General features: G+C 40.9%; 14 protein-coding genes. 10 read left to right on the top strand and 4 right to left on the bottom strand.

What is annotated here, in order from left to right; all coding sequences use genetic code 11:
• Window positions 1-36: 36 nt before the first annotated feature.
• A complete protein-coding gene (locus tag OXT66_RS00070; RefSeq protein ID WP_268595045.1) occupies window positions 37-555 on the bottom strand; it encodes a QueT transporter family protein in 519 nt (172 codons plus the stop codon).
• A gap of 83 nt (window positions 556-638) precedes the next feature.
• Window positions 639-1,949, bottom strand: coding sequence for an NCS2 family permease (locus tag OXT66_RS00065; RefSeq protein WP_268595044.1), 1,311 nt, complete (start codon window positions 1,947-1,949; stop codon window positions 639-641).
• A 220-nt stretch (window positions 1,950-2,169) separates the two neighbouring features.
• On the opposite strand from OXT66_RS00065, the gene OXT66_RS00060 reads away from it, so the two are divergent.
• The 9 genes from OXT66_RS00060 to OXT66_RS00020 all read left to right on the top strand — a co-directional run bounded on the left by OXT66_RS00060 (window position 2,170) and on the right by OXT66_RS00020 (window position 15,800).
• Entirely contained in the window at window positions 2,170-2,742 is a 573-nt protein-coding gene (locus OXT66_RS00060; protein WP_268595043.1) for an NAD(P)H-binding protein, read from the top strand.
• Entirely contained in the window at window positions 2,739-3,086 is a 348-nt protein-coding gene (locus tag OXT66_RS00055) for a hypothetical protein (protein ID WP_268595042.1), read from the top strand. Before OXT66_RS00060 ends, OXT66_RS00055 begins: the two co-directional genes overlap by 4 nt.
• Before the next feature lie 339 nt (window positions 3,087-3,425).
• Window positions 3,426-6,959 carry a PD-(D/E)XK nuclease family protein gene (locus tag OXT66_RS00050; protein WP_268595041.1) on the top strand — a complete coding sequence of 1,178 codons (3,534 nt, stop codon included), beginning with the start codon at window positions 3,426-3,428 and terminating at the stop codon, window positions 6,957-6,959.
• Between the two features lies 1 nt (window position 6,960).
• Window positions 6,961-10,719 carry a helicase-exonuclease AddAB subunit AddA gene (gene addA, locus OXT66_RS00045; RefSeq protein ID WP_268595040.1) on the top strand — a complete coding sequence of 1,253 codons (3,759 nt, stop codon included), beginning with the start codon at window positions 6,961-6,963 and terminating at the stop codon, window positions 10,717-10,719.
• A gap of 90 nt (window positions 10,720-10,809) precedes the next feature.
• Window positions 10,810-11,400, top strand: coding sequence for a L,D-transpeptidase (locus tag OXT66_RS00040; protein ID WP_054671952.1), 591 nt, complete (start codon window positions 10,810-10,812; stop codon window positions 11,398-11,400).
• A gap of 119 nt (window positions 11,401-11,519) precedes the next feature.
• Window positions 11,520-12,317: a transporter substrate-binding domain-containing protein gene (locus OXT66_RS00035; protein WP_056977235.1), complete on the top strand. Its 798-nt coding sequence runs from the start codon at window positions 11,520-11,522 to the stop codon at window positions 12,315-12,317.
• A 15-nt stretch (window positions 12,318-12,332) separates the two neighbouring features.
• Window positions 12,333-13,028, top strand: a complete 696-nt coding sequence (locus tag OXT66_RS00030) for an amino acid ABC transporter permease (RefSeq protein WP_268595039.1) — start codon at window positions 12,333-12,335, stop codon at window positions 13,026-13,028.
• Window positions 13,028-13,768 (top strand): amino acid ABC transporter ATP-binding protein, encoded by a 741-nt coding sequence (locus OXT66_RS00025; RefSeq protein ID WP_268595038.1) that lies wholly within the window; start codon window positions 13,028-13,030, stop codon window positions 13,766-13,768. Before OXT66_RS00030 ends, OXT66_RS00025 begins: the two co-directional genes overlap by 1 nt.
• A 151-nt stretch (window positions 13,769-13,919) precedes the next feature.
• On the top strand, window positions 13,920-15,800 hold the full coding sequence (locus OXT66_RS00020; RefSeq protein WP_268595037.1) for a S53 family peptidase: 1,881 nt from the start codon (window positions 13,920-13,922) through the stop codon (window positions 15,798-15,800).
• 294 nt (window positions 15,801-16,094) lie between these two features.
• On the opposite strand, the gene OXT66_RS00015 is transcribed toward OXT66_RS00020, so the two are convergent.
• The gene (locus OXT66_RS00015; protein ID WP_268595036.1) at window positions 16,095-16,628 is read right to left on the bottom strand and encodes a GNAT family N-acetyltransferase; all 534 of its coding nucleotides are present in this window, start codon (window positions 16,626-16,628) and stop codon (window positions 16,095-16,097) included.
• Between the two features lie 285 nt (window positions 16,629-16,913).
• Here OXT66_RS00015 and OXT66_RS00010 point away from each other — a divergent pair, with 285 nt between their 5' ends.
• Window positions 16,914-19,613: a hypothetical protein gene (locus OXT66_RS00010; RefSeq protein ID WP_268595035.1), complete on the top strand. Its 2,700-nt coding sequence runs from the start codon at window positions 16,914-16,916 to the stop codon at window positions 19,611-19,613.
• A gap of 47 nt (window positions 19,614-19,660) precedes the next feature.
• On the opposite strand, the gene OXT66_RS00005 is transcribed toward OXT66_RS00010, so the two are convergent.
• Window positions 19,661-20,827 (bottom strand): thiolase family protein, encoded by a 1,167-nt coding sequence (locus OXT66_RS00005; RefSeq protein ID WP_268595034.1) that lies wholly within the window; start codon window positions 20,825-20,827, stop codon window positions 19,661-19,663.
• Window positions 20,828-21,204 lie beyond the last annotated feature (377 nt).

The raw sequence follows: 21,204 nt of genomic DNA, 5'->3' as shown, positions 1-21,204 counted from the left end.
CTGGAACTTCGACGAAAAGGTCAAAGTTCCAGTTTTTTATTTACTTAAATCAAAGCGTAAATTAACGAAATACAAGACTACCGCGCCCAAAGTCATAGCAAGAAATTCACCAATGGCGGTAGTGAGGTACGCGCCCCAGAACGTAGGCCAAAAGGCGGTATTACCCACGTAGGCAATTTCAAACGCGATGATGAACATGTAAAAGGTAGCGATTAAAACGGAAGCTGCTAAGCGAGCTGGCACTGATTTCATGTTTCTAGTTACCAAGTTAATGGTTACTAAGGCGATTAATGTCTCAGCCGTCCCCACTACTAAGTCGATGGGACCTAATGAAGACATCATGTTAGAAACAAAACAACCTAGAGTCACAGCTAGCACATAGCGCTTATTAAACGCGGCTAAATTGTTGAGCCCTTCAGAAAAGCGTAACTGAATCGGGCCAAAACTAAAGGCTGCAAAGACCATTGTAATCACAATGTAGAGGGCAGCAACAACGGCAGCTTTGGTTAAATCTAGGAGGCTGTCGATGCCGAATAAACCAGTCTTAGAATTCATCACAAATTCCTTCCTTTATTTAATTTTAGTTGAAATCAACCGTCTCAACTTTACCGCTTTTTGCTACCCGGGTCAAAATTAGTTTAGCTGTTTAAAATCCATAAGAAGATTACGAAGACGACTGCTAAGGCGTACATCATTGCAGACACTTCTTTGCCGCGTTTAGCTGCGATCATGGTGATTGGGTAAACGATGAAGCCTAACGCAATTCCGTCAGCGATACTGTAAGTAAATGGCATCCCTACCATGATTAAGAAGGATGGTGCTGCAATTTCAAATTCTTCCCAATGAACTTGTTTGAGGGATTGAGCCATTAAGATTCCAACAATAATAAGGGCAGGAGCGGTTACTTGAGTAGTAATTACTGAAAGTAGTGGGGAGAAGAAAGTGCCTAAGATGAACAAAATCCCAACCACGATGGTAGTAAAACCAGTCCGACCACCGACAGCGATTCCGGCTGAAGATTCAACGAAGGCGCCCATTGGAGAGGTTCCTAAAACAGAACCAACCATCATAGTAGAAGAGTCAGCGATTAAGGCTTTTCCAACGTTAGGAATCTTATTGTCCTTAATTAAACCAGCTTGTTGAGCTAAGCCCACTAACGTTCCAGCGGTATCAAAGAACGTTACTAATAAGAAGGTCAGGACCACGACGACCATTTGGACTGAATCGATGTTACCAATATGGGTGATCGCTTGACCAAATGTAGGAGCAATACTTGGAATGCTAGAAACTAAGTGAGTAGGAAGCGGAATTAAGCCCACGGCCATACCCAAGATAGTATTTAAAACCATTCCGATAAAAATAGCTCCCGGAATTTTCATGCTCATCATTACTAAGGTAATCACTAATCCAAAGATAGTGATCCACGTGGTGCCAGTATGTAAACTACCTAGGCTAACCAGCGTTTCTTTGTTGCCCATTACTAACCCACCGTCTTGCAAACCTAGAAAGGCGATGAATAAACCAATCCCACCACCGATAGCGGCTTTTAAATCAGCGGGGATGGCATCGATGATTTTTTCCCGGAGCTTTAAAGCGGTTAGGATGATGAAAATAATAGAAGCAACGAAAACGCCAGAGAGCGCGGTTTGCCATTCGACGTGCATTCCTAAGCAAACGGAATAAGCGAAGAAGGCGTTGATTCCCAAACTAGCTGAAATAGCGATGGGATAATTGGCTAAAAATCCCATTAAGAAGCACCCAAAGGCAGAAGCAAAGGCGGTAGCTGTGAAGATGGCACCCTTATCCATACCGGTAACGCCTAAGACGTTGGGATTAACGAATAAAATATAAACCATGGAGACGAAGGTAGTGATCCCGGCGATCGTTTCCTTCTTAAAATTGGTGTTTCGGTTTTCAAAATCAAAATATTTCGAAATCGAATTTAACATAATAGCAATCTCCTTTGAATAAATGTTCGTGTTTATCATAAAAACAACAAAATAATAATAACATTATTCAATAAATATGGCAATCTCCGAACTTAAAAAACAATTTATTTTCATAAAGTTCTGATTAAGCCCTTAAAATTCGGTTGACGATTAGTTTTCTTTAACGAGCAATTCAACTATAATGAAGCAATAGTAAATATTATTAGTAAAGGATAAGCTAGTGCTAAAAATAATGGTGTTGGGAGCCGCATCGCCGGTTTCTGAATTAGTAATTGAAGATCTAGAAATGAATGCGGATATTGATTACGTATTTTATAACAGTGACGTGGTAACACCCAACGAACTGCAAATGGCGTTGAAGGACGTCAACGTAATTTACTGTAATTTACCGGCTGAGGATATTGATCAAAACATTTTGACGGTGTTTGAAGTATTGCGATCCCAGCAGCAAGTGCTAGACCGGTTTATTTTGCTTACCGAAGTGGGTGTGAATGGTGAGTTAAACGATCAAGCGCAATTAACTGCTGAGCAACGAGAAATTCGGTGGCAACAGCAGTACGCAATTAAAATTATCGATGAAGAAGAAATCAACTATACGGTCATTAGGCAGAGTCCACTAACCAATCCAGGATCAGATAAATTAACTATCTACCAGGAAGGAACACCAATGCCGCAGGGAACAGTGAGTGTTACCAACGTTGCCAAAATTAGTTTGGAAGCTTTATTCACTGAAAAATTTGTTAACCAATCTATTGGTCTAATCGATCGTTTGACTACGGAGGAAGCGAAATGACAATTAATCTACAAACCGCGGAGTTGCAAACCATTAAGGAACGATTAGCCCAGCGCAACGCAGAATCTCATTTTGTGATTGTGCTGCTACATTCCAAAGAAACTCAAGAAAAAATGCATATCATCACCGATTACGAAAGTTACCGCATTATGGCTGATCAAAATCGCCAATTATTTGAATTTAAAATTGTTAGAGATATCGTGCCGATTACTGAAAATTTAGCGTACTGGGCATATGCATCTGACAACCTAGCTGAACACCCTGAAAACGAAAATCAATCTATTTTGGCTGATTTAGACAAGTACACAGAGTTAGTCTTAGCGGAAAATAAATTAACTAATTAAGCTTTAATACGCAAAAAAAGTGAAGGGTAATGCCGTTAGGCGTTATCCTTCACTTACGTTTGTGAAGAGACCGGGTGAGTCTCTGTGGTAGTTTGACGAAAGAAGTTGGCGGGTTTGTAATATTATCGTTTGAAGAAATATTATATGCTGCTTGTCGATTACGTTCTGAGATTCTTAGGAAGAATTTTGATTTTCAATCAGTACCAGCTTCTTATGGTGAAACAATCAAAATGATTCACCAAGTCGTATCTAATGATAGTCATTTTAACCGCAAAATTCAACCAAAAAGGATCGCTTTTTTCACAAACGTTCAGAATTAACCAAAGGGGGTTAACGATTATGGCGCTTCAATTTATTTTGGGCACTGCTGGTATGGATCACCAACAAGCAATTATTGAACAGATTAAGAAGCAACCAACTCAAACCGCATTTTACCTGGTGCCTAACCATATTAAATTCGAAAGTGAAGTGCAGGCGTTGAAACACCTTCAAGATAGTGAGCAGGCAACGGTAGCTACTAGCCAATTACAAGTGTTGTCTTTTTCACGGTTAGCTTGGTATTTCTTGCGCAATCATCCGGTTTACCAAAAGCAACGGATTAGTGCCACCGGAACTAATATGGCAATCTACCAAATTATTATTGACCGGCAAGCGGATCTATATTTATTTGATCAGGAAGTGCACCAAGTGGGTTTCACTGAACAAATTGCCAAGCAAATTACTGAGATGCAAAACGGTAATGTTTTACCTGCGGACTTGCAGCAACTGTTGGCAGGCCAACAATTATCTAATGATCTCAGTGATAAACTCCATGATTTTGTCATTGTATATGAAGAGTATCTAACCCGGATCACCGAACGATTTTACGATGGGGCTAATATCTTGCGCTTACTGACGGAATATCTGCAAACCGTTGATTTGAGTGAAACTGATTTTTATATTGATGGTTTTTCTCGGTTTACGGCTGTGGAATTACAATTAGTACAAACCTTAATTCAGTGTGCCCATAAAGTAGTGGTGTCATTGGTTTTAGATCATCCTTATCCGGTAGAGTTACCCGATACAACCAGTTTGTTTTATCAATCGGCTAAGACGTTTTGGCAGTTATACCATTTTGCAAGTGATAACCAAGTTCCATATTTAGCACCGATTACCACAACTACACCAAGAATTTGTCCACCCTTAATGGCATTAGAACAATACTGGATTGCTTCGAATACCTTAAATGCCCAGTTGCCCGCTCCACAGCAATTAGGCGATGCAGTTCAGGTGTTTCAAGCTGATAATCGGTATTCTGAATTAATGCAAGTAGCCACCAGAATTCGCCAAGCAGTATCCAGTGGTGAATATCGTTACAGCGACGTTTTGATTTTGACGCGCCATTTGGACCAGTATCAGCAGTTTTTAGCCCCCGTCATGGAGTTAAACTCAATTCCGTTTTTTGAAGATCAACAAAAAACGATGGCCGACCACCCATTAGTAGAATTAATCTCAGCGTTATTTGCGGTGCAAACTCCCGATAAAAAGCGGCGGAGCTATCGGTATTCTGATATGATGCGGTTACTAAAAAGTGAATTGTTGATTCCAATGGTTGACGGTCAAGCTATGCCTTTGAGCCAGTTTAGACGTTCCGTGGCGTTAACCGAAAACTTAATCTTAAAAAACGGTTATGAAGGATATGCCTGGCTGCAAAAAGAAGATTGGCCTTATGGCACGGCTAAGGTGGATGCTGACGACCTCATGGTAACTAGTAAAGACCAAGCTTTAAGTGAGCAAGTCAATCAGATTCGGCACTTTATTCAAGCAATTCTACCACCGTTTTATCGTAAATTATTTAAGGCTAAAACTAACCGGGATGCTGCTGCCATTTTGTATAATTTCTTAGAAGCTAACGGGGTGTTATCACAACTCGAAGGTTGGCGGCAAACTGCTGTGGACGACGGTAATATTACCCAAGCTAACGAAATTGAGCAGGTCGTTAATAACTTAAACAGTTTATTAGATGAAGAGGTTATGATCTTAGGTGACCAACCATTTGTCTTTGCTGATTTTTGGCAGCTGTTATTAACTGGATTTCAAAATGCTCAATATTCTGCTATTCCGTCAACCTTAGATCAAGTTCGAATTTCTGAAAGCGGAATTGTGCAGACTAGCAACCGTAAAATTACGGTTATGATCGGTTCTACAGACAATAATATGCCGGCCCAACTTACCAATGACCAACTATTTGGGGACGATGATTTAGTTCAACTTCAAGAACAGCTTGCTGAAGGTCAGTATTTAGGTGACGATAGTGGTTTGCAAATGGCTGGGGAACCCTATTTAAATTATTTGGCGTTTACTAGTAGTAGTCAGCAACTCATCTTTAGCTATTGTCCTCAAGACGATGATGAGGGGAGTGCGGCCATTTCACCATACGTCAGTCGAATTCAGAAGTTTTTTGAAATTCCGACGCAGCACGCACCCGCAATTCCAACGGCTAGTGAAGATATTTTGCCGTACTTGGGAACTGCTAGAGCCACGCTGCACCATTTAATTCAGGTGATCCAAGCCGCTTATGCGAAAGATCAACCGTTACCTCTAGCTTGGCAGTTAGTGTACCAAAAACTGCGGTACCAACCTCAAACTGCTGATCTGACCACGAAATTATTGCGCAGTATCGACTACCAAAACGTGCCGGCCCAGTTAAATCCAGACATCGTGACCGGGTTATACGGGCAAGCCATTGATACTTCGATTTCACAATTAGAACTGTTCTACCGCAATCCGTACGAATACTATTTGCGATATGGTTTGCGATTACAAGAACGCGAAGTTTTCGATTTATCGACCCAAAGTACCGGCCAGTTCTTCCATGAAGCGCTAGACCGAGTAGTGAAAATCACGAATGATAATCAACAAGAATTAACGGAATTAAGTGATATCGAAATCGCTAACCTGGTTAAGCAAGTGGTTAACGAAATTATTCATGATCCTAGTCAGTTACAGTACGTCATCTTGACTAGTTCAGCGCGAATGCAATATTTGACTAACCAACTAACACAGACTGTGATTCAGATGGTGCAAACAATGCGCAAGCAGGGACAACTGACCCCAATGCGACCTAAGCAAACGGAATTGATTTTTGGCCAAGCGGGGCCTAATACCCTGAAGGGGTTAGATTTTGCGTTGCCAGAAAAACGTGAAGTACACGTGCGCGGGCGTATTGACCGAATTGATAGTATCAAGGTCGATAACCAAAGTTATTACGGAGTAGTGGACTACAAGTCTGGTGACAAGACTTTTGATTACGCACAAGCCTATGATGGGACTTCTATGCAGTTATTGACTTATTTAGATGTCTTACGGAAAAACTTAGATCTAATTACCGATGACGAAGAAGCCTTACTGGCCGGAGCTTTGTATTTGCACGTTTATAATCCGCGGTTTACCACGGAGAAGTTGCGTAAAGCGGATTATGATTTGGAAAAGGCCTTACTGGAGGCCCACACCTATAAAGGCTTAATCGTGGATGATGCACCATTAGTGGATGAAATGACCAAGGAAGTTGAACCGGGGCAAAAGTCCTTGGTTTATCCATTAAATCGTTTAGCAAAGGGAACGATCGCCAAAAAGAACACCTTGATTAATCCTAGCGACCTCAATGCCTTTTTGCTGCATAATGAGGATCTGATTAAATCAGCTGCTCAGCGTATTTTTGCTGGAGATAATAGTTTAATGCCAGTGAAATACGGTCCTAATGATACGGCGATGCAGTTTACGCCGTATAAAGCAATTATGAATTTTGATCCACTACTACCACAAAACAACTACCGAATGCCAACCAAGTTAACGGTTAAAGAAGTACTAGATTCACTAAGGGGGCAACAATAGGATGGAATATACTGCGGGCCAAAAACAGGCCATTAATGATCATCCCGCTGGTAACATTTTGGTATCCGCATCAGCTGGTTCCGGGAAAACGCGGGTTCTAGTCGATCGGATTATCAAAATGGTAGTGGAAGATGGAATTAATATTGACCAACTATTAGTGGTGACGTTCACTAATGCAGCCGCTAAGGAAATGAAGGAACGACTTCAAAGCGCGTTACGAAAAGACTATCAAGATGCCAATGATCCTCAACTAAAACGGCATTTGCTACGACAAATTCAAAAAGTGCCGGTGGCAGACATCACCACCATTGATGCCTACTGCCAAAAATTAGTCGGGCGCTATTACTATTTGTTGGGCTTAGATCCCAATTTTCGTTTATTAACTGATAGTACCGAAGTGAGCTTGTTACAAGAACAAATTTGGGCTGACGTGCGCGAACAATTATATGCTGATGATGAAACCGGAGAGTTTGCGGCGTTAACCGATAATTTTTCTAATGATCGCAGTGATGATGGGTTAACCAACTTGGTGATGGAAATGTACCGTTTTGCTAACGTTAACGAAGACCCTACTGGTTGGTTAACGGCAGCGGCGTCGTTTTACGAATTAGACACCGAACAATTAACCCAAAGTCAGCTGTTCATAGACGATATCCTACCAGAATTAAAAATCACCTTAGAAAAAGAACTGTTGGTAACTGACCAAATTATTCGTAACTCTCAAAAGGCAGAGTTACTTAAGGATGAAGAACTGGGCCAAAAATTAAAAACACTTTTGACTGATTTAAACGCTCAGGTGGCAGCCGCCGATTGGAACCAACTAAGAGCTACTTTAGGTCAAATTAAACTACCTATCAGTACTTTGCGAAATGCGGAACCGGAACAAAAAGCGGTGCATAAACAAAATTTAGACTTAAAAAAGGAAATTAAAAGTAGTCTGGATAGCCTCCGGACGGATTATTTCGAATTGGATGAAGAACACACCGTAGCCTTGATTAAAGCAGCTGCTCAGCGGGTGCAATTGTTAAGTGAAGTGGTAACGCAGTTCTCTGAGGCCTATGACTTGGCCAAACGCCAACGGCACGCCATGGAGTTTATTGATGTAGAACATGCGGCCTACGATATTTTGACGTTGGATACTGAACCGGGCCACCAGGTACGGGCCAAGTTACAGAGCCAGTACGTGGAAATTATGGTAGATGAATATCAAGATAACAACCAGTTACAAGAAGCAATCTTAAGTCAGCTAGCTAATCCCCAACGAGGCAACCGGTTTATGGTGGGGGACGTTAAGCAGTCAATCTATCGGTTCCGTCTATCTGATCCAACGATGTTTATCGAGAAGCAAACCGCTTATCAACAAGCAGATACTTCTGATGAACTGATTAACTTGGCCGAGAATTTCCGTTCAATGGCCAATGTGGATCACTTCACCAACTTGATCTTTCAACAGGTGATGGATCGCAAAGTAGGAGAAGTGGATTATACGGGGGCTGCTTATCTGAAGTTTGGTGCTACGTATTATCCGGAAAACGTGCAATTACCGGCGGAAATGTTACTATATTCTACTGATGCCACTGCTAAACCGGAATTAGCAGTTAACGCTAGTTTTGTGCCAGAAGACGGGGCTAGCGGCCAGGCGGAAATTATTGCGCAACGCATTCGCCAATTAGTCGACGACCAGGTAGAAATTTTTGACCGCCAGAGCCAACAAATGCGACCGATTAAATATCAAGACATTGCGATTTTAGCTTCCACCCATAATAACGACCTCACTATTTCCGATGTGTTTAGTAAATACCAAATTCCGGCAATGATCGGGCAAGCTCGGAGTTATTTTAAAACCACCGAAATTCAAATCATGATGGCCCTGTTAACGATTATCGATAATCCTTATCAAGATATTCCATTAGTGGCAGTGTTGCGGTCGCCGATCGTAGGCTTAGATGAAAACCAACTGGCATACATTCGGATTAACCATAAAACCGGCAATTATTATCAAGCGGTGTTGGATTTTCACGAGCAGTTTCGGGAAAGTGAGGCAACCGAGTTTGGTCGCCGGGTTTATGAAATGGTGGACCGTTTCTTAAGTCAGTTGACTACTTTCAAGGATCTGGCCCAACAAAATGATTTAGTGGCCCTAATCTGGGCGATTTATGACCAAACTGGATTCTTAGACTACGTAGGTGGGATGCCCGCTGGTTACCAACGCCAGTCTAATTTGCATGCGCTATATCAACGAGCATCTCAGTACGAACAAACTAGCTTTAAAGGATTGTTTGCGTTTGTTCAGTTTATTGAACGGATGCAACAGCGCGATGATGACCTTGGTCAAGCTAGCATCCAAACCGGCGATGATGCCGTGACGGTTACCACGATTCATGGTAGTAAGGGGTTGGAATTCCCGGTAGTATTCGTTAATGATCTGGGAAAGCAATTTAACCAACAGGATTTACGCCAACGGTACGTCTTAAACGATCATCTAGGGGTCGGAATTTCTTACTTTAACCCCCAAACCAGAGAGGTCAGCGATACCCTACAAAAACAGGTGATTAAAAATCGTTCGAAGCGGGCCGCCGTTTCCGAAGAAATGCGGAAGCTCTACGTGGCTTTGACCCGAGCGGAACAAAAATTATACCTGGTAGCTAATTTGAAAAAAGCACCTGAATCGGTGTCGGAACTAGTAACTGACTGGCAAGCAAAAACAAGTGCCGATCAATTATTATTGCCAGAAGCATTGCGCGAAAATGCTAATAGTTATCTGGACTGGATTGAGCCAGCCGTTTCGCGGCAACCGGATGTAGTCGCTACCTATGGGGATAGTTTGGGTAGTTCCGTTTTAGCGGATGATCCTACCAAAATTCAAATTCACTTAATTACTGATCAGCAGTTGGCTGAAGCTCAACCCGCCCAATTAACTGGGAGTCAGCAGGCTAAAGAGTGGATGAATAAGATGACTCCGCAACCCAATTTAATAGACGAGCCAAACGGAGCGGGAAAAAGAACTAGTCGAACGCAAATCGATGCGATTCTTGATTTTAATTACCCTTATCAAGCAGCTACCAAAACGACAGCTTACCAAGCCGTTTCCGAAGTTAAACGGTTATTTGATGATCCGGACAACGTTGAATTGGGGAACTATCAATTATTAGACGTTGATCAAGTGGGGGCTAAACAAGCGGCATTTACTACTCCGTTGAACCGGCCTCAATTTCTCCAAGAACAACAGGCTCCTAAAGCCACTGAAATCGGGACAGCGACCCACTTGGTACTTCAACAATTGCCGTTAACCGCGGCACCAACCGACGAAACGATTCAAGCAGTTATTGAACGCTTGGTTACCGCTAACGTGTTAGACGCCACGGTGGCCCACCAAATTAATGGCAACCATATTCACCAATTCTATCAAAGTGAATTGGGCCAGTTGGTGGTCGCCAATGAAAAACAAACTAAACGGGAAGTACCGTTTTCGTTATTGATGCCGGCGCAACAGATTTTTACCGGCTTTGAAACTGATCCAGCACAGTCCGTCCTAATTCACGGAATTATTGATGGTTACACGATTAATGATGATGAGTTGATTCTGTTTGATTACAAAACCGATCATGTGACTGGTGCGGATTCAATTGAACAAATTGTGGAACGCTACAAAGGGCAGTTAGAACTTTATGGCATTGCTTTGGCCCACGTGTTAGACCGGCCGGTCACCCATAAGTATCTGTTCCTGTTAGATAGTGGAGAAACGGTGGAAATTAAATAAATTAGAGTGGAACTTGAAATTTTTAGCAAATACGGGTAAGCTATTGATGTTACTTTATTAAAATAAGTGGTTTAATTATTAGGAGGACTTATGAAAAAAGTTATTCGTGTCTGTATGGCCTTGGCCTTAGTGCTTATTATGGCCGGATGTTCCAACGGCAAACAGGCTAACTCGAAAACCGAATCTAATACGGCTAGCAGTAGCTCTGCCAAAAAAAGTCCAGCCAAAAAGGCAGCCCCAGTTATTAACTGGCGCAAGTCATCTGAAAACAAAGCTTACCCGACGATTACTAACCAAAACGGGCGGTATTTGCGTGTCTCAATTAAAAAACAACGGGTGTACGTAATGAGTGCGAAAAACAAAGTACTTTACACTATGTACGCTTCCACCGGTAAAGACGATTCAACTCCTAAGGGAAACTTCAAGATTCAAAGCGAACGCGGCGATTTCTTCTTTAACCAAGAGTCTAAAGAAGGAGCTAAGTATTGGACTTCCTTTAAGGATCACGGAATCTATCTTTTCCATACGGTACCCACTAACTCTAAAGGCCAATACATTAAGTCAGAAGCCAAACAGTTAGGGAAGAGTGCGAACTCACACGGTTGTGTGCGTTTGTCTGTACCGGATGCTAAGTGGATTAACCAAACGGTCCCAGTGGGTACTAAAGTGGTTATTCGTTAATTAAACAGCAATTACTTAAGTGAAGTTAGGATTTAAAAACGACGGGGACAGTGTCTGCACCCCGTCGTTTTCTGCTTAAATGAGGGTTATATCATTTTAAATTTATTGGAGGAATTATCATGAAGAAGTCAAATCTCAAGAAGTTAACTGCCCTGATTACCGCAACTCTTGCCATTGTGCTGGTATTAGCTGGCTGTGGTAAAAAACAATCTGCTGATTCAGAACTAGTAACTCCTAAGACGTTAACCGTTGGTTTGGAAGGGACTTATGCTCCTTATGCTTACCGCCAAAATGGTAAGTTACAAGGATTTGAAGTTGAACTAGGTCAACAAATGGCCAAGAAGATGGGACTTAAAGCTAAATTCATCCCCACTAAATGGGATTCTTTGATTGCTGGTTTGGGTGCTAAAAAGTTTGACGTAGTGCTCAACAACATCACCGTTACACCGGAACGGAAAAAACAATTTATTTTCTCCACTCCATACATTTACTCTAAGTCAGCTTTGATTTTGCCTAAGAACAGTAAGATCACTTCTGTGGACCAAATTAAAGGTAAGACCTTCCCCGAAGGAACTGGGACTGAAAACTCAATTCAAGCTAAGAAATTTGGGGCTAATGTGATTCCATCTGAAACTTTCCAAAATACGGTAGCTTTGATTTCTCAAGGTCGAGCTCAAGGAACTATCAATTCTCGGGAAGCCTTCTTAAGTTGGGCTAAGGATAATCCTAAAAACAACTTAAAAACGATGAACATTTCTACCGATAAAATTGCTGCTTCTGAAATTGCCGCAATGTTTAACAAAAACTCACCTAAATTACGGACTAAAGCTAATAAAGCTTTGAAAGAATTACGAGCAGATGGCACCTTGGCTCGTCTTTCTAAGAAGTACTTTACCGCTGATATTACTCAAAAATAGTTAGGAGTTGAAGTTATGTGGCAAACAATCAGTGACTCACTGCCACAATTAATTGCGGCGGGAATTAAATTTACCATTCCGCTAGCAATTATTTCGTTTATCTTTGGCTTGATTTTAGCGGTGATTACTGCTTTGATTAAGTTGGCTCGACCCAAAGGCAACGTGCTGGTTAAGGCGATTTGGGGTGTGCTAGACGCTATTGCGTACTTTTACGTCTGGCTGTTTCGGTCAACGCCGTTATTAGTCCAGTTGTTCATCATTTTCTTTGGGCTACCCAATATTGGAGTGCAAATCCCGGCCTTTACCGCAGCGGTGGTGACTTTTTCGTTGAACACCGGGGCGTACGCTTCGGAAAATATTCGGGCGGCGTTATTATCCATTCCAGATGATCAATGGGAAGCGGCGGCTACTTTAGGTTTTAACACCCGGCAAACGTTATTTAAAATCATTTTCCCCCAAGCCATTCGGATTGCTTTACCAACACTATCTAACGAGTTCATTGGCTTGGTGAAGGATACGTCTTTGGCTAGTTCCATTACCATTTTAGAAATGTTTACCGTTAGTCAAGAAATTACGGCGAAAAACTACCAACCACTCTTGATGTATTGCTTGGTAGCGGCACTATACGCGGTGGTCTGCTCCCTCTTGAGTATTTTGCAACACTATTTGGAAAAGCATGCCAACCGTTACATTAAACGGGGTGAAAGCTAATGATTGAATTAAAAAACGTAGTTAAACAATATAAAGAAAAACTAGCGTTAAACGACATCAATGTTACTTTTGCCGATGGCGAGAGTACCGTCATCGTGGGGCCATCAGGATCTGGTAAATCAACACTGTTGAGATCCATTGATTTGTTAGCCAGACCAGATAGTGGGACGTTAACAATTGATGATTTAACCGTTGATTTTAGTAAACCCATTTCTCAAAAAGCCACCTTTGCTATTCGGCGTAAGTCGGGCATGGTGTTTCAAAATTGGAACTTATTTCCGCATCTGACCGTGATGAAAAACATTACGGAAGCGCCTCGAACAGTGCTGAAACAATCTAAGGAACAAAGTGAACAACGAGCTCACGAACTCTTGCAGATGGTGGGACTAGATGAGTATGCTAACCAATATCCTAGTCAACTATCTGGTGGGCAACAACAACGAATCTCAATTTGCAGAGCGTTAGCGATGCAACCAGAGTTCTTGTTATTAGACGAACCAACTTCAGCGTTAGATCCTGAATTAGAAATGCAGGTTTTACGTATTTTAGAGGATTTGGCTAAGCGCGGCCAAGCAATGATCGTAGTAACACACAACATGGAATTTGCACGGTTAGTAGCCCAAAAGCTCATTTTCGTCGAAGACGGCAAAATTTTATTTACCGGTCCGACAGAAGAGTTCTTTAACTCAGATAATGCTCGAATTCAAACTTTTTTGGCCGGTTTATCTCTGGCTGAATAACCTAAAAACCCCTCATTTTTAAAATGGGGGGCTTTTTTTATAGTTACGATAATAATAGAGTTCACTGAGCTAATACGACCTCATCTTTTTAGAAAGATGCTAAGATGAACCTAGAAATAAGAAACTGTATTGACTATATAGGGGGGAAATAATGAAACATAGTAAAAAATACTATCTACTAGGGGCATTAAGTCTTTCGTTGGCGTTAGGATTTGGGGGAATCTCTGCTAGTGCTAAGGCGAAATCCACACCAGTTAACGGCAATAAACAGCAAACTTTTGATGTTGTTTTGAAAAGTCGTAATGCCAGTCAACTAACTAGTTATACATATGCTGTAACTAATAAGAACAGTGCTAATTACCGCAAGTATTTAACACCAGCACAATATGCCCAAAAGTTTGGTCAAAGTAATGCTACGGTTAAGCAATTTCAAAACTACTTTAAGAAGTATCATCTAAAAGTGACGGTTTTTGGTGGTAACTCTGTGTTAGTAGTTAAGGGAAAAACTAAGGATATCCAAAAAGCCTTCCACGTTAAATTGGTTAATAAAGCCGTGTCTGGCGGGGAAATGATCCAAAATAAAGCTGATAAGATTAATTTGCCAAAGTCCTTGTACAAAAACGTAATGTCCATTACGGGATATGCTAACGTTTTAGATACTACTAACAAGAAAAAGTTGGCTTATAAATCTAATTTAGTAAAGCAACCAGCTGCATTGGATCAAACAACCAATAACACATCAACGGACAACACAAAAAATCTAACGCCCCAAAAATTCATTAACCGCTACAATGTTTCAGCATTGTATAACTCTGGTCAAAACCTAGGTCAAGGTAAGACCGTGGGAATTATTTCTTTTGCCAACTTTAATCCATCGGATGCTACTAAGTTCTGGGCGATGGAAGGAATTCCGGTAAAGGCTAACCGAATTAGTCAAGTTCATACTGATGGTAATAAAGGTACCTGGGATAATATGGATGAAACTACTTTAGACGTCGAACAAGCAGGGGCTGTAGCACCACAAGCTAATATTCGGGTGTACACCAGTAATCAAAATGGTCCTATTTCTATGATTAACAACTTGGCGATGGCAATTGGCGAAAATAAGGTCGATTCACTATCCACTAGTTGGGGTAAAAATGAAAAGATTGTTGCTCAAGAACAAAAGCTAGGAATTGTGCCTAAACAATACTTCAATATTTTAAACCTGCTATTTAAGCAAGCCGCTGTTCAAGGAATTAGTTCATTTGTAGCTGCTGGTGATAACGGAGCTTACGAAGGAGCTACTGATAGTGAGTTAACCACTGGGTTAGCAGTTAGTGAACCGGCCACTTCCCCATACGTAACTTCTACTGGGGGGACTAGTTTACCAGCCACTTACAAAATTAAGGGACAATCTCAACCATACCAAGTGAAAAAGGAACGGGCTTGGGCTGATGAATACCTATATCCTGAAATTCATAGTAACAAGAAAATTCCAGGCGCATTAAAGAGACAAGCTTACTTTACTGCTGGTGGTGGTGGTTTTAGTACCATTTATAAGAATATGCCCGCTTATCAAAAGGGCGTTAGTGGTACTCAAACTTTCCGGGCAGAACAACGCTGGAATTATTCTAAGGGTAAATTCAGTATGGTAAATCCTGTTAAAGTAGTTACTGGTACTAAGCAAGGACGGAATTTGCCAGATGTCTCTGCCAATGCTGATGAAACTACCGGTTACAATGTTTACATGTCTAAAGCTAATAATGGTGGTGGCGGTCAAATGAAGCCAATGGGTGGTACTAGTATTGTATCTCCTCAAATGGCCGCAGCTAGCGTTTTAATGAGTCAAAGTAATGGTGCGCGGGTTGGTTTTTGGAATCCAACTATCTACAAATTTGCTCAAAGTAGTGATTCACCATTTACCCCGCTGGACAGTGCTGAAAACAACACCAACTTGTATTACACTGGCCAACCAGGCAAACTTTATAACCAAGCAACTGGTTTAGGAACTATTGATTTTGGTAAACTAAACCAACAATTTAAAAACTAATTATTAATTAGTACAAATAAAAAGGAGTTGACGGTTAAGTCAATTCCTTTTTTTATGTATTTAACCTAGATTAAATACTGTATTTAATATTACTGCCATGATCATAATCACGACCATTAACCCGATGGAAAATTTTGTCCAGCTGCGACCATTTACTTTTCGTAAAAAGAAGAAGGTAACAATTAAACAAATGATACCAATTAAGTACATAATAATCAGTGCAAGTTGAACCCTACTATCTGCTTGTGACATTATCTCACCCCATTGGTTCTATTCTACAACAGGCGTTAATTGTTAATCAATGATCAATTGGTAAGCGAAACGAGGGGTTTCTTCGTGTTCATTTTCTTTCATGTAAATAATGCCTCGTTTTTCAAAGCCATTGCTAGTAATAACGTGTTGCATTCCCTTGTTATCAGGATGTGTATCAATTCGGATATCGTGATAACCCAAAACGGAGGAAACGGTAATTAGACCGCTCATTAACCGTTGTGATAGGTGTTGACCTCGGAATTTTGATGACACGGCGATCCGGTGGATGGCGGTATAACGACCTTCAACTCCGTTAATCCATTCGCCGTCGTGGATGCTAAGATAATTGATATCTAGCCCTTGGTGCAATGCAGCAAAACCGGCAATTTGTTTGTCCACAACTAAAACGTAGGCAATCCCATTTTTAACGTCTGTTTCCAGATCCCCATCATTCGGGTAGCCCTTTTGCCATTGATCGATGCCTTGTTCGTGTAAGAAGGCAATCGCCTCATGAATGATATTTTTGATTTCTGGGAGATCCTCGTTTGTTGCTTGCCGTAAGTAACTTGCAGCCATTCGTGTCACATCCTTCTGTTTTTATAGATTGGTTACGGGCTCACGCACTCATAACATAGGAAGAAATTATAATTCAAAAACATTTACTCCGCAACCAATTTTAACACCAAACGGCAAAATATTTTAGTAAAGAGCAAAAAGATATTTGAATGCGTTTCAATTATACATTAAGATTAAGGTAAGTTCGGTCTATAATGACCAGTTTAATCAAGAGAATGGTTATTATCAAAGTAAAGGTTAACGAACTAATTTACATAGATCAATGTTGACTTAGGGGTGAAATACATGGCAAAAAACCAGCCGCTGATAGGTTCTTTAGATGTGAATCAACCAGAAATAACGCGGTCTGAACTGCGCAAAAAACGAAAAAAAGATAAGAAAAGTAATGGTGGGGATGGCGATAACGCCAGCAAAGTAGTAAAAACTAAAGCAACTGATAAAGATAAAAAACCAAAAAACAAACCAAATAAAAAGAAAAAAGAATCTAAGCCACGAAAACCACGACCAAAAATTAACGTGTCGGAATGGATTAGCGATACCACTGCGGCTGTATTAGGTGCGCGAGAATATGCTTCTAGTCAACTTGGAGCAGAAGATATTCAAGTGGAGCAACAACCTATCGTGACTAATAAAACTGCCCAGTTAGTAACTGAAAATGATTTGAAGTTGCAACCAGAGGCACGCTTAGGTTATGGGGCTGCCATCATTGACTTAATGAAGATGCCAGTAGAGCGATTCTACTATTTAGTTTTATGGGTGAGCGGTAATGGTAGCCAAGATGTGATTAACCGGTCAACCGGGGCAAACTATGCCACCTACCGGGAACAAGTGATGGATCCCAAGTGGTTTGAACGGGGATACCAAACCGCAGCGGGTCAATTTGTGATGGCAATTGTGGGAGACGACAGAGATGACAACTCTCAAGCGGTAATTCCAGCACTTAGTCGGCGGTTAAGCCGGTTGACTACTCAACAACAAACTGATTTGGCTAATCAGTGGTTCCAGCACTTTAATAGTAACTTAAAGGGAAGAAATCCAGAGCGTAAACTCAAGAAAGCTAGCGATAAAAATCCTAAAAAAGCGGAAATTGATGAAAATAATCGCAGAATTGGTACCTTTATTAATCGGGAAATGACCCATAGCTTTGTTATGGATTATCGATTTGAAGATGGCGAACAATTATTAACGGAATATAACTATCAAGGCCCTGACTTTACTAAAACTTTGGATGAAAAGCTCAAGAAAAAATTAGAGTTTCAAGATCGAACTAGTCTGACTAACGCCATTCAACGGTTTATTAACCAGCCATTAAAAGAATTACTGTCCATCGCGGCGCCTATGGAATTTTATGATACGCTGTATAAGATGGCTACTAACGGTAGGGATACGGTTGGGGTGCCCGTGACAATGAGTACCGATAGGGAAGATCTAGCTTCAATTATTAATAACTATTATCAAGACATGATTAATCGATTGCGGTTATCTAAAAACATTGCCACGTCGGTATCCAAGCTAGGAATCTTGAATTTAGCTGGATTAAAAACTAGTGATAGTAAAGCGCCAGCTAATAATCAACGGGCTAACTACCAAGCTAAATATAGTTACGTTTTAGATAGTCGTGGTAATCAAATTTACAATGAAGTGACGGGACAAGCATTAAAGGTACGCTATGGAGTGCTTGAAAATCTCTATCAACAACTTCGTAAAGTTTTAATGATGCCGGTATTGGTTAGTTACACTCAAGTTCGTAATGATTTATTAAAACAAATAGATAATGGTGAATATACTAAGAGCCGGGATGTAGTTAACGTTGATTTAACCGATCCTAACTTGAATGCTGAAGATGTGGCTGAACAAGTAGCTCGCTATACAATTGATCAGTTGCTGGGGTTAGTGGGTAAAGGCCAATTTGATTACGAAAAGGGGATGTATTCCAAAACCCTGAAGGAATTTAATCGGATGATCAGATTAGATCCTAGTGTTCGGCGTTATGGTGGTAGTCGTTACCGGCTATTGCTTAAGCAAACGCGTCACGTTTATTTCTGGATTTATCAAAGTCCATTTGCAGAACACTTAAAACCTGGTGAACGCTCAGACATCGATAATCATCCTAATGCATTCTTGGGTACTGATCCGCATATGGTTACTAATCTATTGCAAAATGTTCGCGTAACTCACCGACCAGCACCAACGGATTGGGAAGATGAGATTCGTTTTGAAGACAATATCATTATCAAATTAATGAGAGATCAGGTAACTACCACCACCAAATTTGTGGAACAAACCGCTAAAAGTGTGAGTGACGTAGTTAAAATGATGGAACAAATCAACGGTAGTGGTTCTACGGATTTGACTGAAGTTAGAAAACAAGTGGCTATTTCTAACCATACTGCAGAACAAGCACATGAATTATCGGTGGGAATTCAACCATTAGAAACTGGAATTAATCAAGATGATTTGTTGCGAATTAATTTGGTAACTGATAAACTCCGCCAAAATGCAATGGCTTCCTTAAATATTGTTAATCAGGCCTTTTATCGAAGCCAAATGCGAGCTGCCGGGATTGAACCTAAGCCAGTTCAAAAAACTGGTGCGAAGCAACATGTTGCTCAGCCAGACAAGCTAGCAGTGATGTTGGAACAATCTAGTCAGATGATTAATGAAATCAAGCAGTTAAAGGGCAAAGTGGATACCACTATCCGCGATAGTGAACGGCTTAGACGAGAAAATCAAGATGGTAAAATTGAAACTTATCAGGCAATTAATCAAATGATTACACGGTTAACGGGACAAAAAGCGGAAGTTGATCAGTTATTGACGACCGCAACTCAGGCTCACTCTGAAGCTCGTTTAGCTGTTGATAATAAGCAACGAGATACAGCAATGCGGTCAGCTGATGAAGTGCTTAATTTAAGAGCTCAAGTTGATAATTTATCCCAATCATTAGCAGCGCAACGAGTTCAACTAACCGAATTAGCCAAATAAAAAAGGAATTATCACCCGCGGGTGGTAGTTCCTTTTTGTGTTAAGTACTAGATTTTAACTGATAATGCGGCTCCAATTCCACCACCCATACAAAGAGTAGCAATTCCGGAATGCTTATTGGTGTGGCGGAGGTTATAAAGCAAGGTGGTGACGATACGAGCGCCTGAGTCGCCTAGGGGATGTCCCAACGCGATAGCTCCACCGTTAATATTAATTTTATCAGCGGGGATATGAAGGTCACGTGTTACGGCTACTGACTGGGAAGCGAAGGCTTCGTTGATTTCAAATAAATCAATTTCTTCTATAGAACGGTTTTGGCGTTCTAATAATCGGTTAACAGCGTAATAGGGGGCGTAACCCATAATACTTGGGTCAATTCCGTGTTCAGCGTAACCGTTTAGCTTGGCTAGGACGGTAAGATGATGCTTCTTAGCGTATTTAGCGGTAGTAAGAACCAATGCTGCAGCACCATCGTTTAAGGTAGGAGCGTTCCCGGCCGTAATGGTTCCATTAGGGATGAACGCGGGTTTTAATTTAGCTAGTTTTTCTAGACTAGTGTCTGCACGAATCGATTCATCAACGGTCATAACATCACCGGATGGTAAGAGAATCGGGATGATTTCATCTGCAAATGCGTCTCGTTGATAAGCAGCTAGGGCTTTTTGATGGGATTCTAAGGCAAATTGATCTTGTGCTTCTCTACTGACATTGAATTGATCAGCTACGTTTTCACCGGTAATGCCCATTGGCATTTCAGAAAAAGCATCAGTAAGGCCATCGGTTTCTAAAGCATCTTCTAAGGTGATAGACCCAAATTTAGTTCCTGTTCGTTGATTTCTATTTAGGAAAGGAACGTTTGACATACTTTCAGTTCCACCGGCCACAATGATTTCGGCATTACCTAACATTAACTCGTTCATGGCGCTTTGAATGGCTTTTAATCCAGATCCACAAACTTGGTTAACCGTAAAGGCTGTGCTTTTCGAACTTAATCCAGCGTTGATTTCAATCTGTCGGGCGATGTTTTGACCGTTACCGGCTTGAATTGCATTACCAAAAATGACTTGTTCTACTAATTGTGAATCAATATTGGCTTGCTTCAAGGCTGCTTGGACTGCGATAGTTCCCAGCTCAACCGCTGAGTAAGAAGCAAGGCTTTTGTTTATTTTGCCGATTGGAGTTCTTTTGGCTCCGACAATAACGACTTCTTCCATAAGGTGTGTAAACTCCTTCGTGTCATATTTAAGCTTCCAGTATACACATTAATAGTTAGTTTAGCTAAATAGAAGCTTAATCTTAAATGGAAGTTTAACAGTTCTGCGGTTTTCATGACCTATACCACTACGTTTAGAGCCTTATAAAAGGAGGTTGGGAAAATCGTTTTAATTAATTTCAAATAAGTGTTGACACTTTTCTGTAAAGTTGGTATATTTATACATGCGCCAAACGAAAGAGACATCAACGAAAAAAGAAATTAAAAAAAGTAGTTGACAAATTAATCGCTTGGAGTTATAGTTAAATAGTTGTCACGAAGACGTGATCAACAAGGTAGACCTTTGAAAACTGAACAAAATATTCGATGAAAACAAAT

This window comes from Lentilactobacillus senioris (assembly GCF_026798195.1).
Classification (GTDB): domain Bacteria; phylum Bacillota; class Bacilli; order Lactobacillales; family Lactobacillaceae; genus Lentilactobacillus; species Lentilactobacillus senioris_A.
This window is presented reverse-complemented; position numbering and strand designations above follow the sequence as displayed.